Origin of the sequence: Micromonospora sp. NPDC048935 (assembly GCF_043197875.1) — a bacterium.
GTDB lineage: Bacteria > Actinomycetota > Actinomycetes > Mycobacteriales > Micromonosporaceae > Micromonospora.
On sequence record NZ_JBICTZ010000003.1, the window covers coordinates 232,390 to 252,950 of the forward strand.

The 20,561-nt window shown below is 72.4% G+C and carries 15 protein-coding genes; 2 read left to right on the forward strand and 13 right to left on the reverse strand.

The window, feature by feature from the left end:
• Window positions 1-118 precede the first annotated feature (118 nt).
• Complete coding sequence (locus tag ACGFIW_RS11715; protein ID WP_393313296.1) at window positions 119-544, reverse strand: hypothetical protein; 426 nt, start codon at window positions 542-544, stop codon at window positions 119-121.
• Entirely contained in the window at window positions 537-1,826 is a 1,290-nt protein-coding gene (glyA, locus tag ACGFIW_RS11720; protein WP_393313299.1) for a serine hydroxymethyltransferase, read from the reverse strand. Before glyA ends, ACGFIW_RS11715 begins: the two co-directional genes overlap by 8 nt.
• 35 nt (window positions 1,827-1,861) lie before the next feature.
• On the opposite strand from glyA, the gene ACGFIW_RS11725 reads away from it, so the two are divergent.
• A complete protein-coding gene (locus ACGFIW_RS11725; RefSeq protein ID WP_393313302.1) occupies window positions 1,862-3,325 on the forward strand; it encodes an SDR family oxidoreductase in 1,464 nt (487 codons plus the stop codon).
• 192 nt (window positions 3,326-3,517) lie between these two features.
• Here the strand turns inward: ACGFIW_RS11725 and ACGFIW_RS11730 are convergent, their stop codons facing one another.
• From ACGFIW_RS11730 to prmC, 4 genes are all read right to left on the reverse strand, one after another.
• Complete coding sequence (locus tag ACGFIW_RS11730; protein WP_393313305.1) at window positions 3,518-5,632, reverse strand: transglycosylase domain-containing protein; 2,115 nt, start codon at window positions 5,630-5,632, stop codon at window positions 3,518-3,520.
• A 106-nt stretch (window positions 5,633-5,738) separates the two neighbouring features.
• Window positions 5,739-6,350 (reverse strand): phosphotyrosine protein phosphatase, encoded by a 612-nt coding sequence (locus ACGFIW_RS11735; RefSeq protein WP_393313307.1) that lies wholly within the window; start codon window positions 6,348-6,350, stop codon window positions 5,739-5,741.
• Window positions 6,351-6,998 (reverse strand): L-threonylcarbamoyladenylate synthase, encoded by a 648-nt coding sequence (locus ACGFIW_RS11740; protein WP_357067216.1) that lies wholly within the window; start codon window positions 6,996-6,998, stop codon window positions 6,351-6,353.
• On the reverse strand, window positions 6,998-7,945 hold the full coding sequence (prmC, locus tag ACGFIW_RS11745; RefSeq protein ID WP_393313310.1) for a peptide chain release factor N(5)-glutamine methyltransferase: 948 nt from the start codon (window positions 7,943-7,945) through the stop codon (window positions 6,998-7,000). Before prmC ends, ACGFIW_RS11740 begins: the two co-directional genes overlap by 1 nt.
• Before the next feature lie 74 nt (window positions 7,946-8,019).
• Between prmC and ACGFIW_RS11750 the strand changes: the two genes are divergently transcribed.
• Window positions 8,020-9,564 (forward strand): diguanylate cyclase domain-containing protein, encoded by a 1,545-nt coding sequence (locus tag ACGFIW_RS11750; protein ID WP_393313312.1) that lies wholly within the window; start codon window positions 8,020-8,022, stop codon window positions 9,562-9,564.
• A 51-nt stretch (window positions 9,565-9,615) separates the two neighbouring features.
• Here ACGFIW_RS11750 and prfA read toward each other — a convergent pair whose 3' ends face one another.
• From prfA to ACGFIW_RS11785, 7 genes are all read right to left on the reverse strand, one after another.
• Entirely contained in the window at window positions 9,616-10,704 is a 1,089-nt protein-coding gene (prfA, locus tag ACGFIW_RS11755; protein ID WP_393313315.1) for a peptide chain release factor 1, read from the reverse strand.
• Window positions 10,705-10,837: 133 nt separating this feature from the next.
• Window positions 10,838-11,062, reverse strand: a complete 225-nt coding sequence (gene rpmE, locus ACGFIW_RS11760; protein ID WP_007464546.1) for a 50S ribosomal protein L31 — start codon at window positions 11,060-11,062, stop codon at window positions 10,838-10,840.
• A 377-nt stretch (window positions 11,063-11,439) separates the two neighbouring features.
• Window positions 11,440-13,551, reverse strand: a complete 2,112-nt coding sequence (rho, locus tag ACGFIW_RS11765) for a transcription termination factor Rho (RefSeq protein ID WP_393313318.1) — start codon at window positions 13,549-13,551, stop codon at window positions 11,440-11,442.
• Between the two features lie 300 nt (window positions 13,552-13,851).
• Window positions 13,852-14,796 (reverse strand): homoserine kinase, encoded by a 945-nt coding sequence (gene thrB, locus ACGFIW_RS11770; RefSeq protein ID WP_393313320.1) that lies wholly within the window; start codon window positions 14,794-14,796, stop codon window positions 13,852-13,854.
• Between the two features lie 172 nt (window positions 14,797-14,968).
• The gene (locus ACGFIW_RS11775) at window positions 14,969-16,213 is read right to left on the reverse strand and encodes an MFS transporter (RefSeq protein WP_393313323.1); all 1,245 of its coding nucleotides are present in this window, start codon (window positions 16,211-16,213) and stop codon (window positions 14,969-14,971) included.
• Window positions 16,214-16,224: 11 nt separating this feature from the next.
• Window positions 16,225-17,046 carry a polysaccharide deacetylase family protein gene (locus tag ACGFIW_RS11780; protein ID WP_393313326.1) on the reverse strand — a complete coding sequence of 274 codons (822 nt, stop codon included), beginning with the start codon at window positions 17,044-17,046 and terminating at the stop codon, window positions 16,225-16,227.
• A gap of 169 nt (window positions 17,047-17,215) precedes the next feature.
• Window positions 17,216-20,494 carry an efflux RND transporter permease subunit gene (locus tag ACGFIW_RS11785; protein WP_393313329.1) on the reverse strand — a complete coding sequence of 1,093 codons (3,279 nt, stop codon included), beginning with the start codon at window positions 20,492-20,494 and terminating at the stop codon, window positions 17,216-17,218.
• Between the last annotated feature and the right edge of the window lie 67 nt (window positions 20,495-20,561).

Genomic DNA, 20,561 nt, shown 5'->3' on the forward strand with positions numbered 1-20,561 from the left:
CACTTCGTGGGCTCCGTCGTCTGTGGGCACGGTACTCCCCTTCCGCCCGTCGCAAAATGACCGGAGGCCGACACGTTGCCACGCGTCCGACAGGTGGGACGGCCGGGTCGTGGCCAGGTCAGTCCCGCGGTCGGCGAGCGTGCACCGTGGTCAGCCACCAGATGTGCACCGCCGTCCACACTGCCACCCCGGCGACGATACCGAGGCAGAGCGGGATCAATCCGGCCCAACCGGCCGAGGCCACCGCCACCATCACCACACCCAGAAGGGTGAACTTCACCGCGTACAGGCCCAGCCCCAGCGGCAGCAGCAACTGTGGGTTGATCTGGTCGGCCCAGGCCAGCACCACTGTCGTGAGGGTGTAGCTGAGCACCGTCACGCCCACGCCGGCCGCCGCGCCGAGCGCGGCCGTCGCGCCGTCGGTCACCCCGCCCACCACCGCGGCGACCACCGCCAACGCCGCCGACGCGCCCAACAGGACCGGCAGGTGCCGCAGCCGCCACCGCCGGTCGGTCTCGGGCGCGACCACCCCGGGCTCAGCCACGGGGGTACGCCGGAAACGCCGCGACCAGCTCGGCCACCTCGGCCCCGATCCGGGTCAACTCGTCGGCGCCGCCCGGTGCTCCGGGATCGGCGCGTACCGCGCGGGTGATGAGGGTGGCCACCTGCCGCAGCTCCCCCTCCCGCATGCCCTGGGTGGTCACGCTCGGGGTGCCCACCCGCAGGCCGGAGGCCACCATCGGCGGCTGCGGGTCGTACGGGATGGCGTTCTTGTTCAGGGTGATCGACGCGGCGTCGCAGCGTCGCTCGGCCTCCGCGCCGGTCACCCCCACCTCCCGTAGGTCGATCAGGGCGAGATGGGTGTCGGTGCCACCGGAGACGGGGCGCATCCCCTCGTCGGCCAGCCCGGCCGCGAGCGCCTGGGCGTTGCTGACCACCTGCCGGGCGTACGTCTGGAACTCGGGCTGGGCGGCCTCGCGCAACGCGACCGCCTTGGCCGCGACGGCGTGCATCAGCGGGCCGCCCTGGGTGAACGGGAAGACCGCCTTGTCGATCCGCTGGGCCAGCGACTCACGGCAGAGGATCATGCCGCCGCGCGGGCCGCGCAACACCTTGTGGGTGGTCGCGCAGACGACGTCCGCGTACGGCACCGGGGACGGGATCGCCCGGCCGGCGACCAGGCCGATGAAGTGCGCGGCGTCCACCATCAGGTACGCCCCGACCTCGTCGGCGATCTCCCGGAACCGGGCGAAGTCGATCAGACGGGGGTACGCGGTCGCGCCACAGATGATCAGCTTGGGGCGGTGCGTCCGCGCCAGATCCCGTACCTCGTCGTAGTCGATCAGTTCGGTGTCCGGGCGGACCGGGTAACCGACCGGGTGGAACCACTTGCCGGAGAAGTTCACCCGGCTGCCGTGGGTGAGGTGCCCACCGTGCGGCAGGTCCATCGCCAGCACCGTGTCCCCCGGCTGCACCAGCGCGGCGTACGCGGCCAGGTTGGCGCTCGCCCCGGAGTGCGGCTGGAGGTTGGCGTGCTCGGCACCGAAGAGCTCCTTGGCCCGGGCGATGCCGATCTCCTCGGCCCGGTCCACCTCGGCGCAACCGCCGTAGTAGCGCCGGCCCGGATAGCCCTCGGCGTACTTGTTGGTGAGCGTCGAACCGAGCGCGGCAAGCACCGCCGGCGAGGTCAGGTTTTCGCTGGCGATGAGCTGCAGGCCACCCCGCAACCGGTCCAGCTCGCCGAGGACCACCCCGGCGATCTCCGGGTCGGTGGCCCTGAGCTGGGCGAAATCCGGCCCCCAGAAGGTGCTCGTCTCGGTCTCCACAGCGAACGAGTCTAGGGGGCCGCACACTGGGACCTGTGAGATGCCTGGTCACCGGAGCCACCGGATACATCGGCGGGCGGTTGACGCCGCTGCTGCTCGCCGACGGTCACACCGTGCGGTGCCTGGCCCGCAAGGCGGTCCGGCTGCGCGATGTGCCCTGGGCCTCGGCGGCCGAGATCGTCGAGGGGGACCTGAGCCGGCCGGACACGTTGCCCGCCGCCTTCGCCGACGTGGACGTCGCGTACTTCCTGGTGCACTCGCTCGGCCGGCCCGACTTCGAGGCGGCCGACCGGGCGGCGGCGACGAACTTCGCGGCGGCGGCCCGCGCGGCCGGCGTACGCCGAATCGTCTATCTGGGTGGTCCGGAGCCGGCGTCCGACGCGGAGGTCCCCTCCCCGCACCTGCGGTCCCGCGCCGAGGTGGGCCGGATCCTGCTGGTCAGCGGTGTGCCCACGGCGGTGCTCCGGGCCGCGGTGATCATCGGGTCCGGCTCGGCGTCGTTCGAGATGCTGCGCTACCTCACCGAGCGGCTGCCCGCCATGGTCACCCCCCGCTGGGTGCGCAACCGGATCCAACCCATCGCGGTCCGCGACGTGCTGCGCTACCTGGCCGGCTGCGTCGACCTGCCGCCGGAGGTCAACCGGGGCTTCGACATCGGCGGACCGGACGTGCTGACCTTCCGCGAGATGATGCAGCGCTACGCCCGGGTGGCCGGGCTGCGCCGGCGGATCATCGTGCCGGTCCGCCCGCTCACCCCGTCGCTGTCCGCACACTGGGTCGGCCTGATCACCCCGGTGCCGAACGCGATCGCCCGGCCCCTGGTGGAGAGCCTGATCCACGAGGCGGTAGCCCACGAACACGACATCGTCCGGTACGTTCCCGACCCGCCCGGCGGGCTGACCGGCTTCGACGACGCGGTGGCGCTGGCGCTCGCCAAGGTCCGGGACGCCCAGGTGGAGACCCGCTGGTCGACCGCGAGCGGCCCGGACGCGCCGGCCGAGCCACTGCCCAGCGACCCGGGCTGGTCCGGCGGCACCGCCTACACCGACGTCCGGGAACGAACTGTGGACGCGCCGGCCGCCGCGCTCTGGCGGGTCATCGAGGGGGTCGGCGGCGAACACGGCTGGTACTCGTTCCCACTCGCCTGGTCGGTGCGCGGCTGGCTGGACCGCCTGGTCGGCGGGGTCGGGCTGCGGCGCGGCCGACGGGACCCGCACCGCCTCCAGGTCGGTGAGGCGCTGGACTTCTGGCGGGTCGAGGAGATCGTCCCCGGCGAGCTGCTGCGCCTCCGCGCCGAGATGCGGCTGCCCGGACGGGCCTGGCTGGAGATGCGGGCGCTGCCGGCCGAGGGTGGCCGCAGCCGCTACCAGCAACGCGCGGTCTTCCTGCCCCGCGGCCTGGCCGGACACGCCTACTGGGGCTCGGTGGCGCCCTTCCACGCGCTGGTCTTCGGGGGGATGGCCCGCAACATAGCCCGCAACGCCGAACAAACTCCCTGATCGGCAGTCGGGTCGGGTTGGTCCCTGTCGCGCGGCGAAGGGGCACGGCAGACCACCCCCACCCCTGCCCCCTTTGCTCTGCACCCCGATATGCGCCGGTCACGTAACGTAGCCGTCGCATCCGCGGGTGCAGAGCAAAGGGAACGGTGGAGGTTGGTCCCTGTCGCCTCTTACGTACGGTTCGCTGTCGAGTCAGTTGCCGGTGCGGGCTTTGGTTACCTGGTAGGCCGTGCGTTCGCTGGGGGGTACGAAGTCGCGGATCGGTTGGTCGCGCAGGGCGGTGGCGAGCACCTCGCCGACCGCGTCCACCATTCGCGCCTGGACGGCCTGCCCGACCGCGTCCCGGGGGTCGTCCGGGTTCGCCGCCATCGAGGCGACCGCGAGCTGCGGTGTGAACGCCACGACCGTCTCCGTCTCGTACCGTTCCGAACTGCCGGTCTTGCCCGCCACCGGTCGGCCGAGCCGCGCCCGTAGACCGGGTGCGGTGGCACCGTCGCAGCGCCCGTACATCGACTGGTCGCCGACCGGACAGCGGGCCGCGTCGGTGGCGGCCCGCGCCACGTCGGCGTCGAGCACCTGTCGGCAGTCCGGCTTGGCGGCGTCGACCGGCCGGCCGCCCGAATCGGTGATCGACACCACCGGCAGCGGCGCGCACCGGATCCCCTCGGCCGCCACCGTGGCGTACGCGGTGGCCAGGTCCAGCGGCGTGGTCGCGGCGACGCCCAGGGTGAACGGGCCCCAGTCCTTCGCGCCGTAGCGGGCCAGCCGGGCGTCGGCGTCGGCCCGGAGCACGATGCCGAGTCGCTCGGCCATCTCCACCACCCGGTCGGCGCCGACCTTCTCGGTGAGCCAGGCGAAGTACGTGTTCACCGACCGGCCGAACGCGCTCCACATGGTGCGGGGGCCGTCCATCGCCGACGGGCTGGCGTTCGTCGGACACCAGTGGCCGTCACAGCTCGCCTCCCCGGTCACTGGGAAACGGGTGAGCAACTGGGTGGGGGCCACGAAGTCGGTCGACAGCGGCAGGCCCGCCTCCAGTGCGGCCAGCATGGTGAAGAGCTTGAACGTCGAACCGCCCTGGTACCCCTCGATCGCACCGCCGCCGGCGATCAACTGGTTGACCGTGTTCGGGCGGTTCTTCTGCCCGACCGGGTTGTCCCGCACGCTGTAGGCGCGGTTCACCGACATGGCCAGCACCCGCCCGGTGCCCGGTTGCACCACAGCGGTCGGCACCGTCTCGGCATCGGTCGGCTGGTAGATCTTCTGCACCTGCTCGGTGGTGGCCCGCTGCACCCCGGGGTCCAGCGACGACACGATGGAGAAGCCGCCCCGGCGCAGCGCCCGCTGCCGCTCGTCGGCCGTCGCCCCGAACGCGGACTGGCTGCTCCACCATCGGGTGAACCAGTCGCAGAAGAACCCCCAGTCGTTGTGCGTCTCGGGCACCGCCGTGCAGTCGTTCGGGGTCTCGCTGGGCCGTAGCTGCAATGGCTCGGCCCGCGCCGCCGCCGCCGCGTCCGCCGGCACCTGCCCGGACTCCACCAGCCGCTCCAACACGTACTGCCGCCGCGCCAGCGCGCTGTCGGCGTCGCCGTTAATCGGGTCGTCGCTGTCGGGCGAGCGGACCAGGCCGGCCAGCAGTGCCGCCTGGGCCAGGGTCAGCTCGGCGGGAGACCGGGAGAAGTAGCGCTTGCTGGCCGCCGCGATGCCGTACGCCCCGGCGCCGAAGTAGGCGATGTTGAGGTAGCGGGTGAGGATCTCCTCCTTGTCGAGTTCGCGTTCCAACGCGAGCGCGTACCGCATCTCCTGGAGTTTGCGGGCGGTGGTGACCTCGGTGGCCGCCACGCGCTGCGCCTCGGTCAGCCGGGGGTCGCTGCTGAGCACGTTGCGGACGTACTGCATGGTCAGCGTGGAAGCGCCCTGCCGGGTCTGACCGTCGCGCCGGTTGACGGTGAACGCGCGTACCACGCCTCGCAGGTCCACACCGCTGTGCTGGTAGAACCGGACGTCCTCGGCGGCCACGATCGCCTGGCGCATCACCGGGGCCACCTCGTGCAGCGGCACGTCCACCCGGTCCTCCTGGTAGAAGGAGGTGATCAGGGTGGTGCCGTCGTTGGCGTAGAGGTTGGAACGCTGGGCGGTGGGCGGCGTGCGGAGCGTGTTCGGCAGTTCCGAGTACGGCGTGGACAGGGCGCTGAAGCCGATCCCGAACACCAGCGCCGCCGGCAGGGCGGCCGCGGCCAGCACCAACCCGGCGAGTACGCCGGCGATCACCACGGTCAGCAGTTTGTTGAGATGGGCCCGGATCATCAGCTCTCCCCGCAGGAGCCGGTCACGCTAGGACCCGTTCAGAATGACCCGCAACGCCCCTTTCGCCCCGGGTTTTCCCCAAACCCGGAGGAAACTCGCACCGCGCTCAGGGCAGCAGCGCGCCGGCCAGCGGGTGAACCGTCTCCTCGATCTCGTCGGCGACCCGGCTGAAGCACTGGTCACCACGACCCCACGGGTCGTCCAGATCGTCTGTCGGCAGCGCCGAGGCGCCCACCCGGGCGTCGTGAGCCGCGGCCACCAGGGCCACACCCCGGGCATACACGGCCTCCGGGGTCGCCTCGCCCGGCGGCAGCGCGGCGGCGTCCACCGCGGCCAGCAGCCGACCGAACTCACCCAGGACGAACGTGCGGGCCGCCGCGTCCGGTCGCAGCGCCACCACGTACTCCTGCTGGTCGGCCGTGGCGGTCAGGACCAGGTCGGCGGCGTCGATGTGGTCCGAGCGCAGCTTGCGCGCGGCGAACCCCTCCACGTCCCCACCACGGCCGGTGACCTGCCGGGCCGCCGGCGGGTTCATCTCCTCACCCGCGTGCCAACCACCCGTGCCGGCGCTGTGGCTGTGCACCAGCTCGTCGGCCTGGGTCGGGTCCTGCGCGCGCCGGGTCAACCGCTCCCGCACCGCGAGGGCGAGCAGCCGTTCCGCCATCGGGGAGCGGCAGATGTTGCCCATGCAGACGTGCAGGACCGTGAACGGGGGCACTCAGACCCCCCGGACGTCGACGAGGTCCGGCACCACGTCGCGCAGTTTCTCCAGCGGGATCGCCCCGGCCCGCAGCAGTTGCGGCACCTCGCCGGTCAGATCCACGATCGTGCTGGGCACCGGGTCCGGGCACGGCCCGGCCTCCAGGTAGGCCCGCACCGAGTAGCTGAGCTGGTCCCGTGCTTCCTCGGCGGTCACCGCGGCGGGCTGACCGGTCTTGTTGGCCGACGAGACCGCCATCGGGCCGGTCTCGCGCAGCACCTCGAGGGCCACCGGGTGCAGCGGCATCCGCACCGCCACCGTGCCCGTCTTGTCACCCAGGTCCCACTGCAGGCTCGGCGAGTGCTCGACCACGATCGTCAGCGCACCCGGCCAGAACGCCTCCACCAGGTCCCGTGCGGCGGTGGGCAGCGAGAAGACCAGCCCGTCCAGGGTGTGCCGCGAGCCGATCAGCACCGGCGGCGGCATCTGCCGATCCCGGCCCTTGGCATCCAGCAGGGCCTTGACCGCGTACGGGGTGAAGGCGTCGGCGCCGATCCCGTAGACGGTGTCGGTGGGGAGGACGACAAGCTCGCCGTTCTTGACCGCCTCGATCGCCGCGGCGATGCCGCGGTCCCGATCGGCGGGCGACCGGCAGTCGTAGAGCATCACGAGGAGTCAGTCTGCCACGCCGCCCCGGCCGGGGCGTGCTGGCCGTCCGCCCGTCGGGACGCGGTGGCGTAACGGGGGCGTCCGGTGAGGTCCAGATGCTCCGCGACGGCGGTGAATCCACAGTCCTCGGCCAGCAGGCCGGGGACCGCCGCGCCGTGGGTGTCGTCGTGCTCGACCCCGAAGACGCCGCCCGCGCGCAGCAGCACCGCCGCCCGGCCGACGACCGGACGGATCACCGTCAGGCCGTCCGCGCCGCCGAAGACCGCCTCGGCGGGGTCGTGCCCGGCCACCTCCGGCGGGACCACCACGTCGTCGGGCACGTACGGCGGGTTGCAGAGCAGCACGTCCACCGAGCCCACCAGCGCCGCCAGCAGGTCCGGGGCGGTCACGTCGGCCTCGACCACCTCGATCGGCCGGTCCCCCGCCCCGGCCCGCTCCGCCGCGTTGCGCCGCAGCCAGACCAGCGCCTGCGGGGACCGTTCCACCGCGATCACCCGCGCCCCCGGCACCTCCTGTGCCACCGCCAGCGCGATCGCGCCCGAGCCGCTACAGAGGTCGACCACCACCGGGTCGACCCGCCCCCGGGCCTGCTCGATGCCCCAGCCGGCCAGCAACTCGGTCTCCGGCCGGGGCACGAAGACACCCGGGCCGACCGCCAGGTCGAGGTGCCGGAACCCGGCCCGCCCGGTCAGGTGCTGCAACGGCTCGCGCGCGGCACGCCGACGCGTCAGGCCGTCGAGCCGCGCCACCTGCTCGCCGCTGAGGTCGTCGGCGAGCGCCAGCCGACCACGGGGCACCCCCAGCACGTACGCCGCAAGCACCTCGGCCTCCACCCGGGCCGAGCCGACCCCGGCGGCGGCGAGGGCACGGGCCGCTCGGGCCACCGCGGCCGACGGGCGGACGGGGCCTGTCCCTTCGGGGGGGTGTTGCGGCAGAGTGGTCACGCGATAATCATGATGCGTCGCGGGCGGCGCGACCAACGGGTGCGCGGACGGCGCACACGACAGGAGGTTGGCGGGTGGGCTGGCTCGACCGGGTCGATGACCAGGTTGATGCCCTCACGCGCGCCCGCGCGTTGCAGGAGGCCAGCCGCTCCGCGGAGTCGTACGTGCTGCTGGAGCGTGTGATCCGCAGCACCACCGACCCGGCGGCTCGGGCGGACGCGATGGTGCAGCGCCTCTCCGCGCTGATCAATCTCGGTCGGACGGCGGAGTTCACCCGGGCCATCGAGGAGGCGTCGGCGGCCGTCCGTGATCTCGCCGAGCCGTACCTGCACGGGCACCTCAACGCACTCGCCGCCCTCGCCGCACACCACCAGGGCGCACTGGACCGCTGCGTCACGCACCTCGTCCGAGCCGCCCGGGCGCTGGGGGCCGTCGAGGACCCGGACCGGGACACCGCGTGGGGCTGGCACGACCTGGCGATGGCGTACAGCTACCTCAGCTTCCACGGGTACGCCCTGGGGGCCATCGAGCGGGCCCGGCAGCTCGGGCTCACCGCCGGGATCCCCGAGGAGACGTTCGCCGCACCGGGCATCCGACTGCGCAACGCCGTGGCACTCGACCACAACGGCGACAGCGACGGCTGCCTGCGGGTGCTCCGGGACGTGGCCGCCGACCTGGCCCGCTTCGTGCACTCCGGGCGGGCCGGCCGGCTACGCCCGAGCAGCCTCGCCGCGTACGGCTACGCGGCGGCCCGGCAGGCCGCGCTCGGCGACCAACTGGAGACCGACCGGAAGACCGAACCGGCCCGCCTGATCAGCCACGGCGGGGACAGCGCCCGCGCCCGCGACATGCGTCAGCTCGGGCAGGTGTGCCTCGCCGTCGCCGACGGGCGTCCGATCGAGGCGGTCACCCGGCTGGACACCATCCACGTGTCGAACGAGACGCTCGGGGCGGCCGAGCCGGCCCGTCTGCGCAGCATCGCGCTGGCCTGTGCCGGGGACCACCCGGCGGCGCACCGGGCCGACCGGCTGGCGTTCCGGCTCGCCGCCCAGCGCAACGACCGGCTGCGTGACGTCTACATCGACGGCATCGCCGCCCGGATCGACCACGAGGAGATGCGCCGCGAGGCGGCACGGTTCGAGGGCGAGGCGTTGACCGACCCGCTCACCGGGCTGCCCAACCGACGCCGGCTGGAGCGCTACATCACCGCGGTGGTCAGGCGGGGCGAGCGGGTGGTGATCGGCGTCTGCGATCTCGACGGCTTCAAGGCGGTCAACACCCGTCACGGGCACCACTCCGGTGACCTGGTGCTCCAACGCATCTCCGGGGTGATCAACCGGGTGATGCGCCGGGGTGACTTCGTGGCCCGCTACGGCGGTGACGAGTTCGTGGTCGTCCTGCCGGACACCGGCATGACCGAGGCCGCCGAGGTGGCCCGCCGGATCGAGGCCGCCGTCCGACTCGAAGACTGGGAGTCGCTGGTGCCGGGGACCCCGGTCGGGGTGAGCATCGGCTTCGCGGAGGTCTCCGGCGGCGGGCTGCGGGACGCGCTCAGCGTCGCCTTCGAGCAGGCCGACCGGGAGATGCTCCGCGCCAAGTCCCGCCCACGCGCGAGCTGATCGCCCGCACGCCCGCGGCGGCGCGTCCGGCCGGATGGCCGCCGGGTGCGGTCAGCGGCGGGTCAGTTCGGTGTCGCCGGCCAGCCGGGCCGCGCGGTCGGCCTCGGCGAGCGCGTCCAGCACCCCGTCCAGGTCGCCGGCGAGCGCCAGATCCAGGTTGTACGCCGTGTAGCCGATCCGGTGGTCGCTGATCCGGTTCTGCGGGAAGTTGTAGGTGCGGATCCGCTCCGAACGGTCCACGGTACGCACCTGCGCCTTGCGGGCGTCCGAGGCGGCGGCGTCGGCCTGCTCCTGGGCGGCGGCGAGCAGCCGGGCCCGTAGGATCCGCATCGCCTGCTCCCGGTTCTGCAACTGGGACTTCTCGTTCTGACAGGAGACGACGATGCCGGTCGGCAGGTGGGTGATCCGCACCGCCGAGTCCGTGGTGTTCACCGACTGGCCACCCGGGCCGGACGACCGGAACACGTCGATACGCAGGTCGTTGGCGTCGATGGTGACGTCGACGTCCTCGGCCTCGGGCAGCACCAGCACGCCGGCGGCGCTGGTGTGGATGCGGCCCTGCGACTCGGTGACCGGGACGCGCTGCACCCGGTGCACGCCGCCCTCCCACTTGAGCCGCGACCAGACGCCGTTGCCGCCCTCCGGCACACCCTTGGTCTTGATCGACAGCGAGACGTCCTTGACCCCACCGAGGTCGGAGTCCTGTGCGTCGATCACCTCGGTGACCCAGCCGTGCCGCTCGGCGTAGCGCGTGTACATCCGCAGCAGGTCAGCGGCGAAGAGCGCCGACTCCTCACCACCCTCACCGGCCTTGATCTCGACGATCACGTCCTTGGCGTCGTGCGGGTCACGCGGGATGAGCAGCTCGGCGAGGCGCTCCTCCAGCATCGGCAGGGACGCCGCGATCGCCTCGGTCTCGGCCGCGAAGGACGGGTCCTCGGCGGCCAGCTCACGGGCCGCGGCCAGGTCGGCGCGGGCCTGCTCCAGCTCACCGGCGGCCTTGTGCAGCGGCACCAGCTCCGCGTAGCGGCGACCCACCCGGCGAGCGGTGGCCTGATCGGCGTGGATGGCCGGATCGGCCAACCGCTTCTCCAGCTCCGCGTACTCGTCGAGGAGGCCGGCCAGACGCTCGCTGCTCATGCTGCGGATGCTCCTTCGACGGTGCGATGCCGGCATGGTCGGGCCGAAGGCCGGCCGCCGGGTGCGTAACAGGGCACAACGCGGACGGCGCCCGCGCCCGGTGGGAAACCGGACGCGGGCGCCGAACGAGGAGTTACTTGGCCTTCTTGGCCTGAACCTTGGCGTACTTCTGCTGGAACTTCGCGACCCGGCCGGCGGTGTCGAGAACGCGCTGCTTACCGGTGTAGAACGGGTGGCAGGCGCTGCAGGTCTCGACGTGGATCGCCCCGCCCTTGGCGGTGCTGCGGGTCGTGAACGTGTTGCCACAGGAGCAGCTGACCTCGGTGGTCACGTACTCCGGGTGGATGTTTGCCTTCATCTCGCCTCGGTCCTCTCGTTGGTGGTCGCCGGGTCGCCGTCATCACTCGTCGCGCCGTACACGACGGGCTCGGGCGTGAACCGGAACCGGTGGCCGATTGACAAGTGTGCCATGGGCCTGAGCCGACCCGGTAATCGGGCCGCACACCTCGTCCGGGATCGTCAACACGTGCTCCCCCCACCGCATTCCCGCCGCCCGACGGGGCATTCGCCCACCCGGCGGGCCGCCGCCACGTGACCCACCGGGGGTACGCGCAATCCCGTACCTCGGTCTGCGCCTGCGTGCCGGCGGCGCCCTCTGAGGGCCGCCTCTCGGGTACGACGAAGGGGCACGGCCGCGCTGGCCGTGCCCCTTCGTCGTCGGTCATCCGGGACCTGTTACTCCCCCGGCGTCGACTTCGCGATCTGCATCAGGAACTCGATGTTGGTGCGGGACTGCTTGAGTCGGTCCAGCAGGAGATCCATCGCCGCCTGCGAGTCCAGCGAGTGCAGCACCTTCCGGAGCTTGTGGATGATGGCCAGCTCCTCGGGTGCGAGCAGGACCTCTTCCTTACGCGTACCGGACGGGTTGATGTCGATGGCCGGGAAGGTCCGCTTGTCGGCGATCTTCCGGTCCAGCTTCAGCTCCGCGTTGCCGGTGCCCTTGAACTCCTCGAAGATGACCGTGTCCGCCATGGACCCGGTCTCCACGAGCGCGGTGGCGATGATGGTCAGCGACCCGCCGTTCTCGATGTTGCGGGCCGCGCCGAGGAAACGCTTCGGCGGGTAGAGCGCCGTGGAGTCGATACCACCCGACATGATCCGGCCGCTGGCCGGAGCCGCCAGATTGTACGAGCGACCGAGCCGGGTCACCGAGTCGAGCAGCACGACCACGTCGTGGCCAAGCTCGACCAGGCGCTTGGCCCGCTCGATGGCCAGCTCGGCCACGGTGGTGTGGTCCTGCGGCGGACGGTCGAACGTGGCCGCGATGACCTCGCCCTTGATCGACCGCTGCATGTCGGTGACCTCTTCGGGCCGCTCGTCCACAAGCACCACCATGAGGTGGCACTCCGGGTTGTTGCGGGTGATCGCGTTCGCGATCGCCTGCAGCACCATCGTCTTACCCGCCTTCGGCGGCGACTGGATGAGTGCCCGCTGGCCCTTGCCGATCGGCATGACCAGGTCGATGACCCGGGTGGTGAGGATGTGCGGCTCGGTCTCCAGGCGCAGGCGCTCCTGCGGGTAGAGCGGAGTGAGCTTGTAGAACTCCGGCCGGCGCCGCGCCTCCTCCGGCTCCATCCCGTTGATGGTGTCCAGCCGCATCAGCGGGTTGTACTTGTCGCGCCGCTGGTCGCCGCTGTTGCCGCCCTCGCGGGCCGCCCGCACCGCACCGGTGATCGCGTCACCGCGGCGCAGGCCGTACTTCTTGATCTGGGACATCGAGACGTACACGTCGTTCGGGCCGGCCAGGTAGCCGGTGGTCCGGACGAAGGCGTAGTTGTCGAGCACGTCGATGATGCCGGCCACCGGGACGAGCACATCGTCCTCGCTGACCTGCGGCTCGCGGCCGCCGGTGTCGGTGCCGGTCTCGGTGCGCTCGCCGCGCCCGCGGCGACGGTCCCGGAAGCGGCTGCGCCGGCCACGCCGGCCGCCGCCCTCGCCGTCATCGTCGTCGCTGTCCCGCTCGACACGCTGACCACGGTCGTTGCGGTCGTTGCGGTCAGCGCGGTCGTTGCGCTCCGGACGGTCGTTGCGCTCGGCACGCTCGCCCCGGTCGGAACGCTCAGCGCGGTCGTTGCGCTCGCCCCGATCGGCACGGTCGCCCCGGTCGTTGCGCTCGGCACGGTCGGCGCGCTCGCCCCGGTCGGCACGCTCGCCCCGATCGGCACGGTCGCCCCGGTCGGGACGCTCGGCGCGGTCGGGACGCTCGGTGCGCTCGGCGCGCTCCGGACGCTCGGCCCGGTCCCGGCGATTCTCGCCGCGGTCGGTCCGCTCGCCGGTGCCAGCCTCTTCGGTACGCGCCTCTTCGGTGCGGGCCTCGGCCGGACGTGCCTCAGCGGGACGCGCCTCGGTCGGACGGGTCTCGGTCGGACGGGTCTCCGCTGCCGCGGTCCGGCTCCGCCGGGTGCGAGTGCGGCCTTCGGTCTCGGCGGCCGGCTCGGCGGGCGCCGGCTCGGCGCCACGCCCTTCGGCTGCCGGCCGGTCGGCGGTCTCCCGCACCTCGGCACGCACCCCCTCGCGGGTCGGGGCGGCCGCGGCCGCGACCTCGGCCCGCGGTCGAGGGGTCCCGGCGGCGTTGCCGCCCTGCCGCTCGGAGATCGCGGCGATCAGCTCGCCCTTGCGCATGCGAGCCGTGCCGGAGATGCCGAGCGACGCAGCCAGGCTCTGCAGCTCTGGCAGCAGCATCGCCGACAGACCGGTGCCGCTACGCCGCCGACGGGCGGGAGCGGCGGCGGTGGCATCGCCAGCGACGTTGGAAACATCCGACGTCACGTCGGTGGTGTCGCTCAATGGATTCCTTCCCTCGATAAAGGCCGGGACTGCCCGGAGTCGGAGCTCAGGTGGCCGGGCGGCCTCGGTGCACCCGCCTCGCAAGGACGCGTCGCGGGAGTCTGTGACACAGCAGCCGGTCGGTATCCCGACTCACCAACGTCGGTGAGCAGGTCTCGCCGTCTGCGGCGACCTGTGGAATCTGCGGTGCGGCGTGGGCCTTTGGCAGGGGTGTGACGGGCTGACCGCCGAGTAGCTTCGGGGGTGCGCCGCCTCGCAGGAGATCGCGTGCTTCGCGGCTGTGCTAGGTCTAGAGCGTAATCAACTCTTCCGACCTGCGGCAACAGGGTCCCGCTCGGCGTGTCCCAGTCTACCCCGAGCCACCCGCGCACCGCTGACGTCTATCGGTAACTGCCAAATCTGCCAGTCTGTTCCCACCGGGAAGCCCGCCGGAGGCTCGCCGAACGCCAGCACGGTGGGGCCGGCACCACTCACCACAGCCGCCACATCCGCCGCTCGCAACGCTCTGACCAGGGAAGATGTGCCTGGCATCCCGGGTGCGCGATAGTCCTGGTGGAGCCGGTCGACGGTCGCCGGCAGCAACAGGGTCGGGTCGGCGGTGAGCGCGTGCACCAGCAGCGCCGCCCGCCCCGCGGTCAACGCGGCGTCCTGATGCGGCACGGTGGCCGGCAACGCGGCCCGCGCGGCCGCGGTCAGCCCCCGCTCCGCCGGGACGAAAACGGTGGGCCGGACCCCGTCCGCGACTGGCAGGGACACCGCCCGCGCGCCCCCCGGCTCGGACCAGGCCACCGTGAAGCCTCCGAGCAGGCACGGCGCGACGTTGTCGGGATGGCCCTCGATCTCGGCGGCCAGCCGGAGCGCGGCCGCGTCGTCCAGCCGGTGCTCCCCCTCGGTGACCAGGGCACGGGCCAGCAGCACCCCGGCGACGATCGCGGCGGACGAGGAGCCCAGACCGCGCGCCTGGGGGATCCGGTTGACGCACTCCACGCTCAGGCCCTCGGGGTGGGCGCCGAGCACGTCGAACGCGGCCCGCATGGCCCGCACCACCAGGTGCTGGTCGTCGGCCGGCAGCTCACCGGCGCCCTGCCCGGTCACCGTCACCCGGACCCCGCCCGACGCGACCTCGGCGGCCACGTCGTCGTAGAGCCCGAGGGCGAGACCCAGCGCGTCGAAGCCCGGGCCCAGGTTGGCGCTCGTCGCGGGAACCCGGACACGGACCGGCCCGGCGGTGAAGTTCGTCGGCACGCGCTCATGCTAGGGCGTGTGTCAAAGTCCTCGGTCGAGCCGCGGCGGAGTCCAGGCGGCGGTCCGGCGGTCGTCGTCTCGTCCCGCCGCAGGCCGGCCAGGGGCTTTGCCACACACCCCAGGGCTCGGCACCGACGGTCCGACGGCTGTCCGCAACCTGGGATCGACAGACTCAGCCGGCCGGGCTCGGCACCGGGTCCGCAGCCGGGTCGCTGAGCGTGAGTCGGCGGGTGGCGATCCGCCAGCCGACCGCGTACACGAGGGTGATCAGCCCGCAGCCGGCGAGCACCACCCGTTCGTCCACCACGTCCACCACCAGGGCCACCGCCAGTTGGCTCACCGAGATCGCCAGCGTCGCGAGCATCATGTCGGTGGCGAAGACACGCCCCCGCAACCGGTCCGGGACTTCGCCCTGCAGGGCGAAGTTCGACATCACCCAGTTGCTGCCACCGGCGAAGTGCGCCACGAAGACCAGCAGCAGCACCAGCGGAAACCAACGCGCCACCGACGCGCCCAGATAGGACAGCCCGTAGAGCGACATCGACAGCGCGAGGCCCGGCAGCAGCCACGCCCGCCTGGTGAGCACCCGACGCATCAGGATCGGCCCCACCAACGCACCGGCCCCGCGCACCGCGAAGAGCAGGCCGGCGCCGAGCGAGCCGACACCGTACACGCTGGCCAGCAACGGGAAGACGGTAAGCACGCCGTTGCCCAGGCCCACCGCCGACTTCACCGTGACCAGCGCGAGCACCCGGGGGCGATGACCGATGTAGCCGAGCGCCTCGCGGACCGCGGCCCAGGTCCGCTGGGGCGGCAGGTCGGTGTCCCGTGGTGCCTGCAACGGCCGGCGGATCCGCGTGGCGAGGGCCGCGGCCAGCACCAGGCCCGCCGCCGCCACCCAGAAGCAGGCGTACGGGCCGGCAGCGGTGCTCAGGACACCGCCGAGCGACGCACCGACCACGGTCATGGTGCCCCAGGCCGAACCGGCCACCGCGTTACCGGCGGCCAACTCGTGCGGCTCCAACACGTTGGGCAGTGCGGCCTGGGCGGCCGGCGAGTAGAACGCCTTGGCCACCGCGACCACCCCGATCGCGACGAGCGCCAGCCACGCCGTTCCGGCACTGCGCACGCCGAGCAGGAGCAACACACCCACCAGGGTCGCCACGTTGGCGCCGATCATGATCTTCCGGCGGTCGACACGGTCGGCGATGGTTCCGGTGTACGGCAGGAGCAGCGCCACGATGCCGGTGTCCACCGCCAACACCAGCGCGCCCCAGACCCCGCTGCCGGTCAGCTGCGGCAGCAGCACCAGAAGCGGCACCATGACGAACCAGTCGGCGCCGAAGACCACCAGTTCGGCCAGGAAGAGATTGCGGAAACTCCGATTGCCGGTCAGGACCGAGAGGGTGGACGCCACGGAGCGGGACCCTACCGGGTCGGTGCGGGTGTCGGCCGCACACCCGCTGCGAGCAGCGCGGAGACGGTGACGAAGGTGAAGCCCCGCTCCCGCAGCCCGATGATCATGTCCGGCAGGCCGCGGAGCGCGACCAGACGTCGATGGTCGCCGACGTCGTGCCCGAGCACGATCGTCCCCGGCCGGACCTCGGTCGTGATCCGCCGGGCGTGGCCGGCCGGGTCGTCCGGAAACTCGCGCTCCACCATCTGCAGCGACCAGAGCACCAGTCGATAGTTGAGCCGCGCCGCGGCGTGCAACACCGCCCCACCCAGGTGACCGTACGGCGGGCGGACCAGTTGGGGTGCGCTTCCGGTCGCGTCGGTGATCGCGTCGTGGCTGCGGCTCAGGTCGTCGTACACCTCGGCGGCGTCCATCTGCGCCAGGTCACGGTGTTGCCAGCTGTGGTTGCCCACCTCGTGGCCGCCGAGCCGACCGCGGACGACGTCGGCGTGCCGCTTGGCCTGCGCCCCGACCAGGAAGAAGGTGGCCGGCACCTGGTGCTGGGCCAGGGCGTCCAGGACCATCGGGGTCCACTGTGGCGCCGGACCGTCGTCGAAGGTGAGTGCCACAAGCCGTTGCCCGGTCGGCACCGACCAGATGACCGCCAGCTCGCCGGAGCCGACTCCCCGCCCGTTACCGAGCGTGGCGCTGGCCGGGCCTCCGGCGAGCGGCAGCCGGCGATGGGTGCTCCGCCACCCCTCGGATGCCCCCACGCCGACGGCCACGCCGCCCACCAACAGGGCGCTCCGGCGCAGCACGTCGCGCCGGGACCAGCCGCGCGCGCCTTCGCTCATCCGTCCGCCCCACTCTGCACAGCACGTCCACCAGACCACTAGGAGTATGCAAGACGTGACACAAAGTGTAGGTTCAGATCCCCCATCGGAGTGTCCCCGTGCCGGGTAGCCGCAACGCCCCCGGCGGAGACCGCCGGGGGCGTTGCGCAGTGCCTGTCGGAGTCGGTCCCTACTCGGTCGACTCCGACGGGGGCAGCGGCGAGGTACGGCTACGGGGCAGCCGCAGCACCTCGAACTGGTCCGTGCCGTCCACCAGCGCACCCGACGGGGCCCCTTGCCCGGCCGACGGTGCGGTCCCGGCCGTCGCCGGGACGGACACGTCACCGGGCACCGCCACCTGGTTCGGGCTCGTCGCCTCGTCGGTCTCCGCCGCCGTCACCGCCGCCCCGCCGGAGCGCCGCCGGTCGCGGCGGGCGCGCAGCGACTCCTTGGTGTGCTCCACCATCGTGTAGAGCGTCGGCACCAGGATCAGGGTGAGCAGCGTGGAGCTGAGCAGACCGCCGATCACCACCACCGCCAGCGGCTGCGAGATGAAGCCGCCCTCGCCGGTCAGCCCGAAGGCCATCGGCAGCAGCGCGAAGATGGTCGCCACGGCGGTCATCAGGATCGGGCGCAGCCGACGCCGGCCACCCTCGACCACCGCCTCCCGGACCCCCATGCCCTGTGCCCGGTACTGGTTGATCAGGTCGAGCAGCACGATCGCGTTCGTCACCACGATGCCGACGAGCATCAGCACACCGATCAACGCCGGCACGCCGAGCGGCGTCCCGGTGACCAGCAGCAGGCCGATCGCGCCTGTCGACGCGAACGGGATGGAGATCAGCAGGATCAGCGCCTGGGTGAGGCTGCGGAACGTGGCCACCATGATCAGGAAGACGATCGCGATCGCCACCAACACCGCCAGGCCCAGATCACCGAAGGCGTCCGCCTGGTCCGCGCTGACGCCACCGATCGTGAAGCTCGCGCCCGGCACGTCGATGGCGTCCAGCCGCTTCTGCAGCTCCTTGCTGGTCGCGCCCAGGTTCGAGCCGGTCGCCGCACCGGTCACCGACACGCTGCGCTCACCGTCGATCCGGGTGACCTGCTGCGGTCCCTCGCCCTGGGTGACATCCGCGATGTCGTCCAGCTTGACCGAACCCACCGGCAGCGCCCGCAACTGCTCCACCGTCATCGGCGGCTGCGAGCCCAGCCGGAGGACGACGTTCTGCTGCTGCCCGTCGAGCGCGACCTCACCCAACGGCGCTCCCCGGAACGCCTGCGACACGAGCTGCCCCACGGCGGCCTCGGTGAGCCCGGCCCGACCGGCGGCGACCCGGTCGACAGTCACGTCGACCCGCGGCACCCGCTCGGCCAGGCTGGTGGAGACGTCCTCGACGTCCGGGACACCGGCCATCGCCGCCCGCGCCTCCTCGGCGGCCCGGGTCAGCGCCTCCGGGTCGCTGGCCTGGACGATCACCTCAAGCTGGCTTGTCGACGCCTCCTGACCGCCACCGAAGCTGATCTCACCCACCCCGGCACCGAGCCTGTCGAACTCCTTGCGCAGCACCTCACGCATCTGCTTCGCGTCGGTGTCACCGTCGAGCGCCAACGACCAGTTGGCCACGTTGTTGCCGCCGCCACCCGCCCACGGGTTGTCCCCCGCACCGGCGGTCACCTGGTACGTCTCGACGCCCTTCGTGGCCGACAGCACCGACTCGACCTGCTTGGCCGCCGCGTCGGTGGCCGCCAGGCCACTCCCGGCCGGCAGCTCCTGGCTCATGTTCAGGGTGTCCTGGCCGGAGTCGTCCAGGAAGTTGGTCTCCAGCTTCTGGGCCAGGCCGAAGGTGCCGAAGAGCACCAGCAGACCGAGCCCCACGGTGATCCACCGGGTCGACCGCTTGCGGGTGGCGAACCCGACCACCGGCAGGTACGCCCGCTGCAACGGGCTGCGCAGTTCCTTCTCCTCCGCGACACGTCGCACCGCCTCGTCGTCCGCGGTGCCGCCACGCGGCTTGAGGAACCAGTACGCGAGCACCGGGATCACGGTCAGCGACACCAGCAGCGAGGCGAGCAGCGCCACCGTCACGGTGATCGCGAACGGTGCGAAGAGCTGGCCCACGAACCCGCCGACCAGCGCGATCGGCGCGAACACCGCCACCGTGGTGAGGGTGGACGCGGTCACGGCACCGGCCACCTCCCGGACGCCGGTGACGATGGCGTGCCGCTTCTCCTCGCCGTACTCCAGATGTCGTTTGATGTTCTCCAACACGACGATCGAGTCGTCGACGACCCGGCCCACCGCGATGGTCAGCGCGCCGAGGGTGAGCAGGTTGAGCGAGTAGTCGCCGATCCACAGGGCGATCAACGCCACAAGCACGGAGAGGGGGATGGAGACCGCGGTGACCACCGTCGAGCGCACCGACAGCAGGAAGACGAGGATGACGAGAACCGCCATCACCAGGCCGAGCAGACCCTCGGTGGTCAACGACTCGATCGACTTCTCCACGAACGGCGCCTGGTCGAAGACGACCGTCAGCTCCGCGCCGGAGGCGTCCTTCAGGTCGGCGAGCCGGTCGCGGATCTCGTGCGAGATCTGCACGGCGTTGCCGTCCGGCGCGGCGGTGACCGCGATGCCGAGGCTGTCCTTGCCGTTGGTCCGGGTGATCGCGGTGGCCGGAGCGAGCTGCTGCTCCACAGTCGCCACGTCACCGAGGCGGACCGGGGACGCGCCCGGGGTGATGACGATGCCGCGCAGGTCCTCCAGGCTGGCGATCGGCGTACCGACCTGCACCGGAAGGGTCAGCCCGCTGTCGGTCACCGCGCCGGCTGGAACCGCCACGCCGTTCGTCTTCAGCGCCGCGCCGATCGCCGTCGGCTGCACCTGCGCCGCGGCCAGCTTCGCCGGGTCCGGGGTGACCACCACGAGGTCGTCGCGGGTGCCGGTCACCTCGACCGTGCGGACCCCCTCGATGCCCTCCAGCTCCGGCACCACAGTCGCGCGCAGCTTCTCGGCCAGCGCCCGCTCGTCCGCGGCGCCGGCCGCGGCCAGCACCACCGCCGGCAGGTCGTCGGTGCTACCCGCGATGACCTGGGGGTCGACGCTCGACGGCAGCTGGGCGTCGATCCGGCTCAGCGCGGTCTGCATCTTGTTGACCACGTCGTCCAGGTCGGTGCCGAACTCGTACGTCACCTGGACGGTGGCCGACCCCTCGCGGGACGTGGAGGTGACCTTGTCCAACCCCGGGATGCCCTGGAGGGCGTTCTCGATCGGCTCGGTCACCTGCGACTCGACGATCTCGGGGCCGGCACCGGGGTAGGCGGCCACGATGAACGCGGCCGGGAACTCGAGCGACGGCAGCAGTTGCTGCTTCAGCGACGGAACGGCGAACGCTCCGAACGCCGTGGTCACCACCGCGATGAGGGCGATCAGCCCTCGGTTGGCGAGGCTGAATCTGGCGAGCAGCGACATCGGCCTGGTTCACTCCTGAACGAGAATGCGGGCGGGGATACCCGAAAGTGTGCCGGATTAGATCACC

Bases quoted from the DNA above. Each gene is read 5' to 3' on its own strand.
- ACGFIW_RS11730 (WP_393313305.1), bottom strand. From the start codon at position 5,632: ATGATCCGGGCCCATCTCAACAAACTGCTGACCGTGGTGATCGCCGGC.
- ACGFIW_RS11740 (WP_357067216.1), bottom strand. From the start codon at position 6,998: ATGCTCTACGACTGCCGGTCGCCCGCCGATCGGGACCGCGGCATCGCC.
- prfA (WP_393313315.1), bottom strand. From the start codon at position 10,704: ATGAGCAGCGAGCGTCTGGCCGGCCTCCTCGACGAGTACGCGGAGCTG.
- rpmE (WP_007464546.1), bottom strand. From the start codon at position 11,062: ATGAAGGCAAACATCCACCCGGAGTACGTGACCACCGAGGTCAGCTGC.
- ACGFIW_RS11780 (WP_393313326.1), bottom strand. From the start codon at position 17,046: ATGAGCGAAGGCGCGCGCGGCTGGTCCCGGCGCGACGTGCTGCGCCGG.
- ACGFIW_RS11785 (WP_393313329.1), bottom strand. From the start codon at position 20,494: ATGTCGCTGCTCGCCAGATTCAGCCTCGCCAACCGAGGGCTGATCGCC.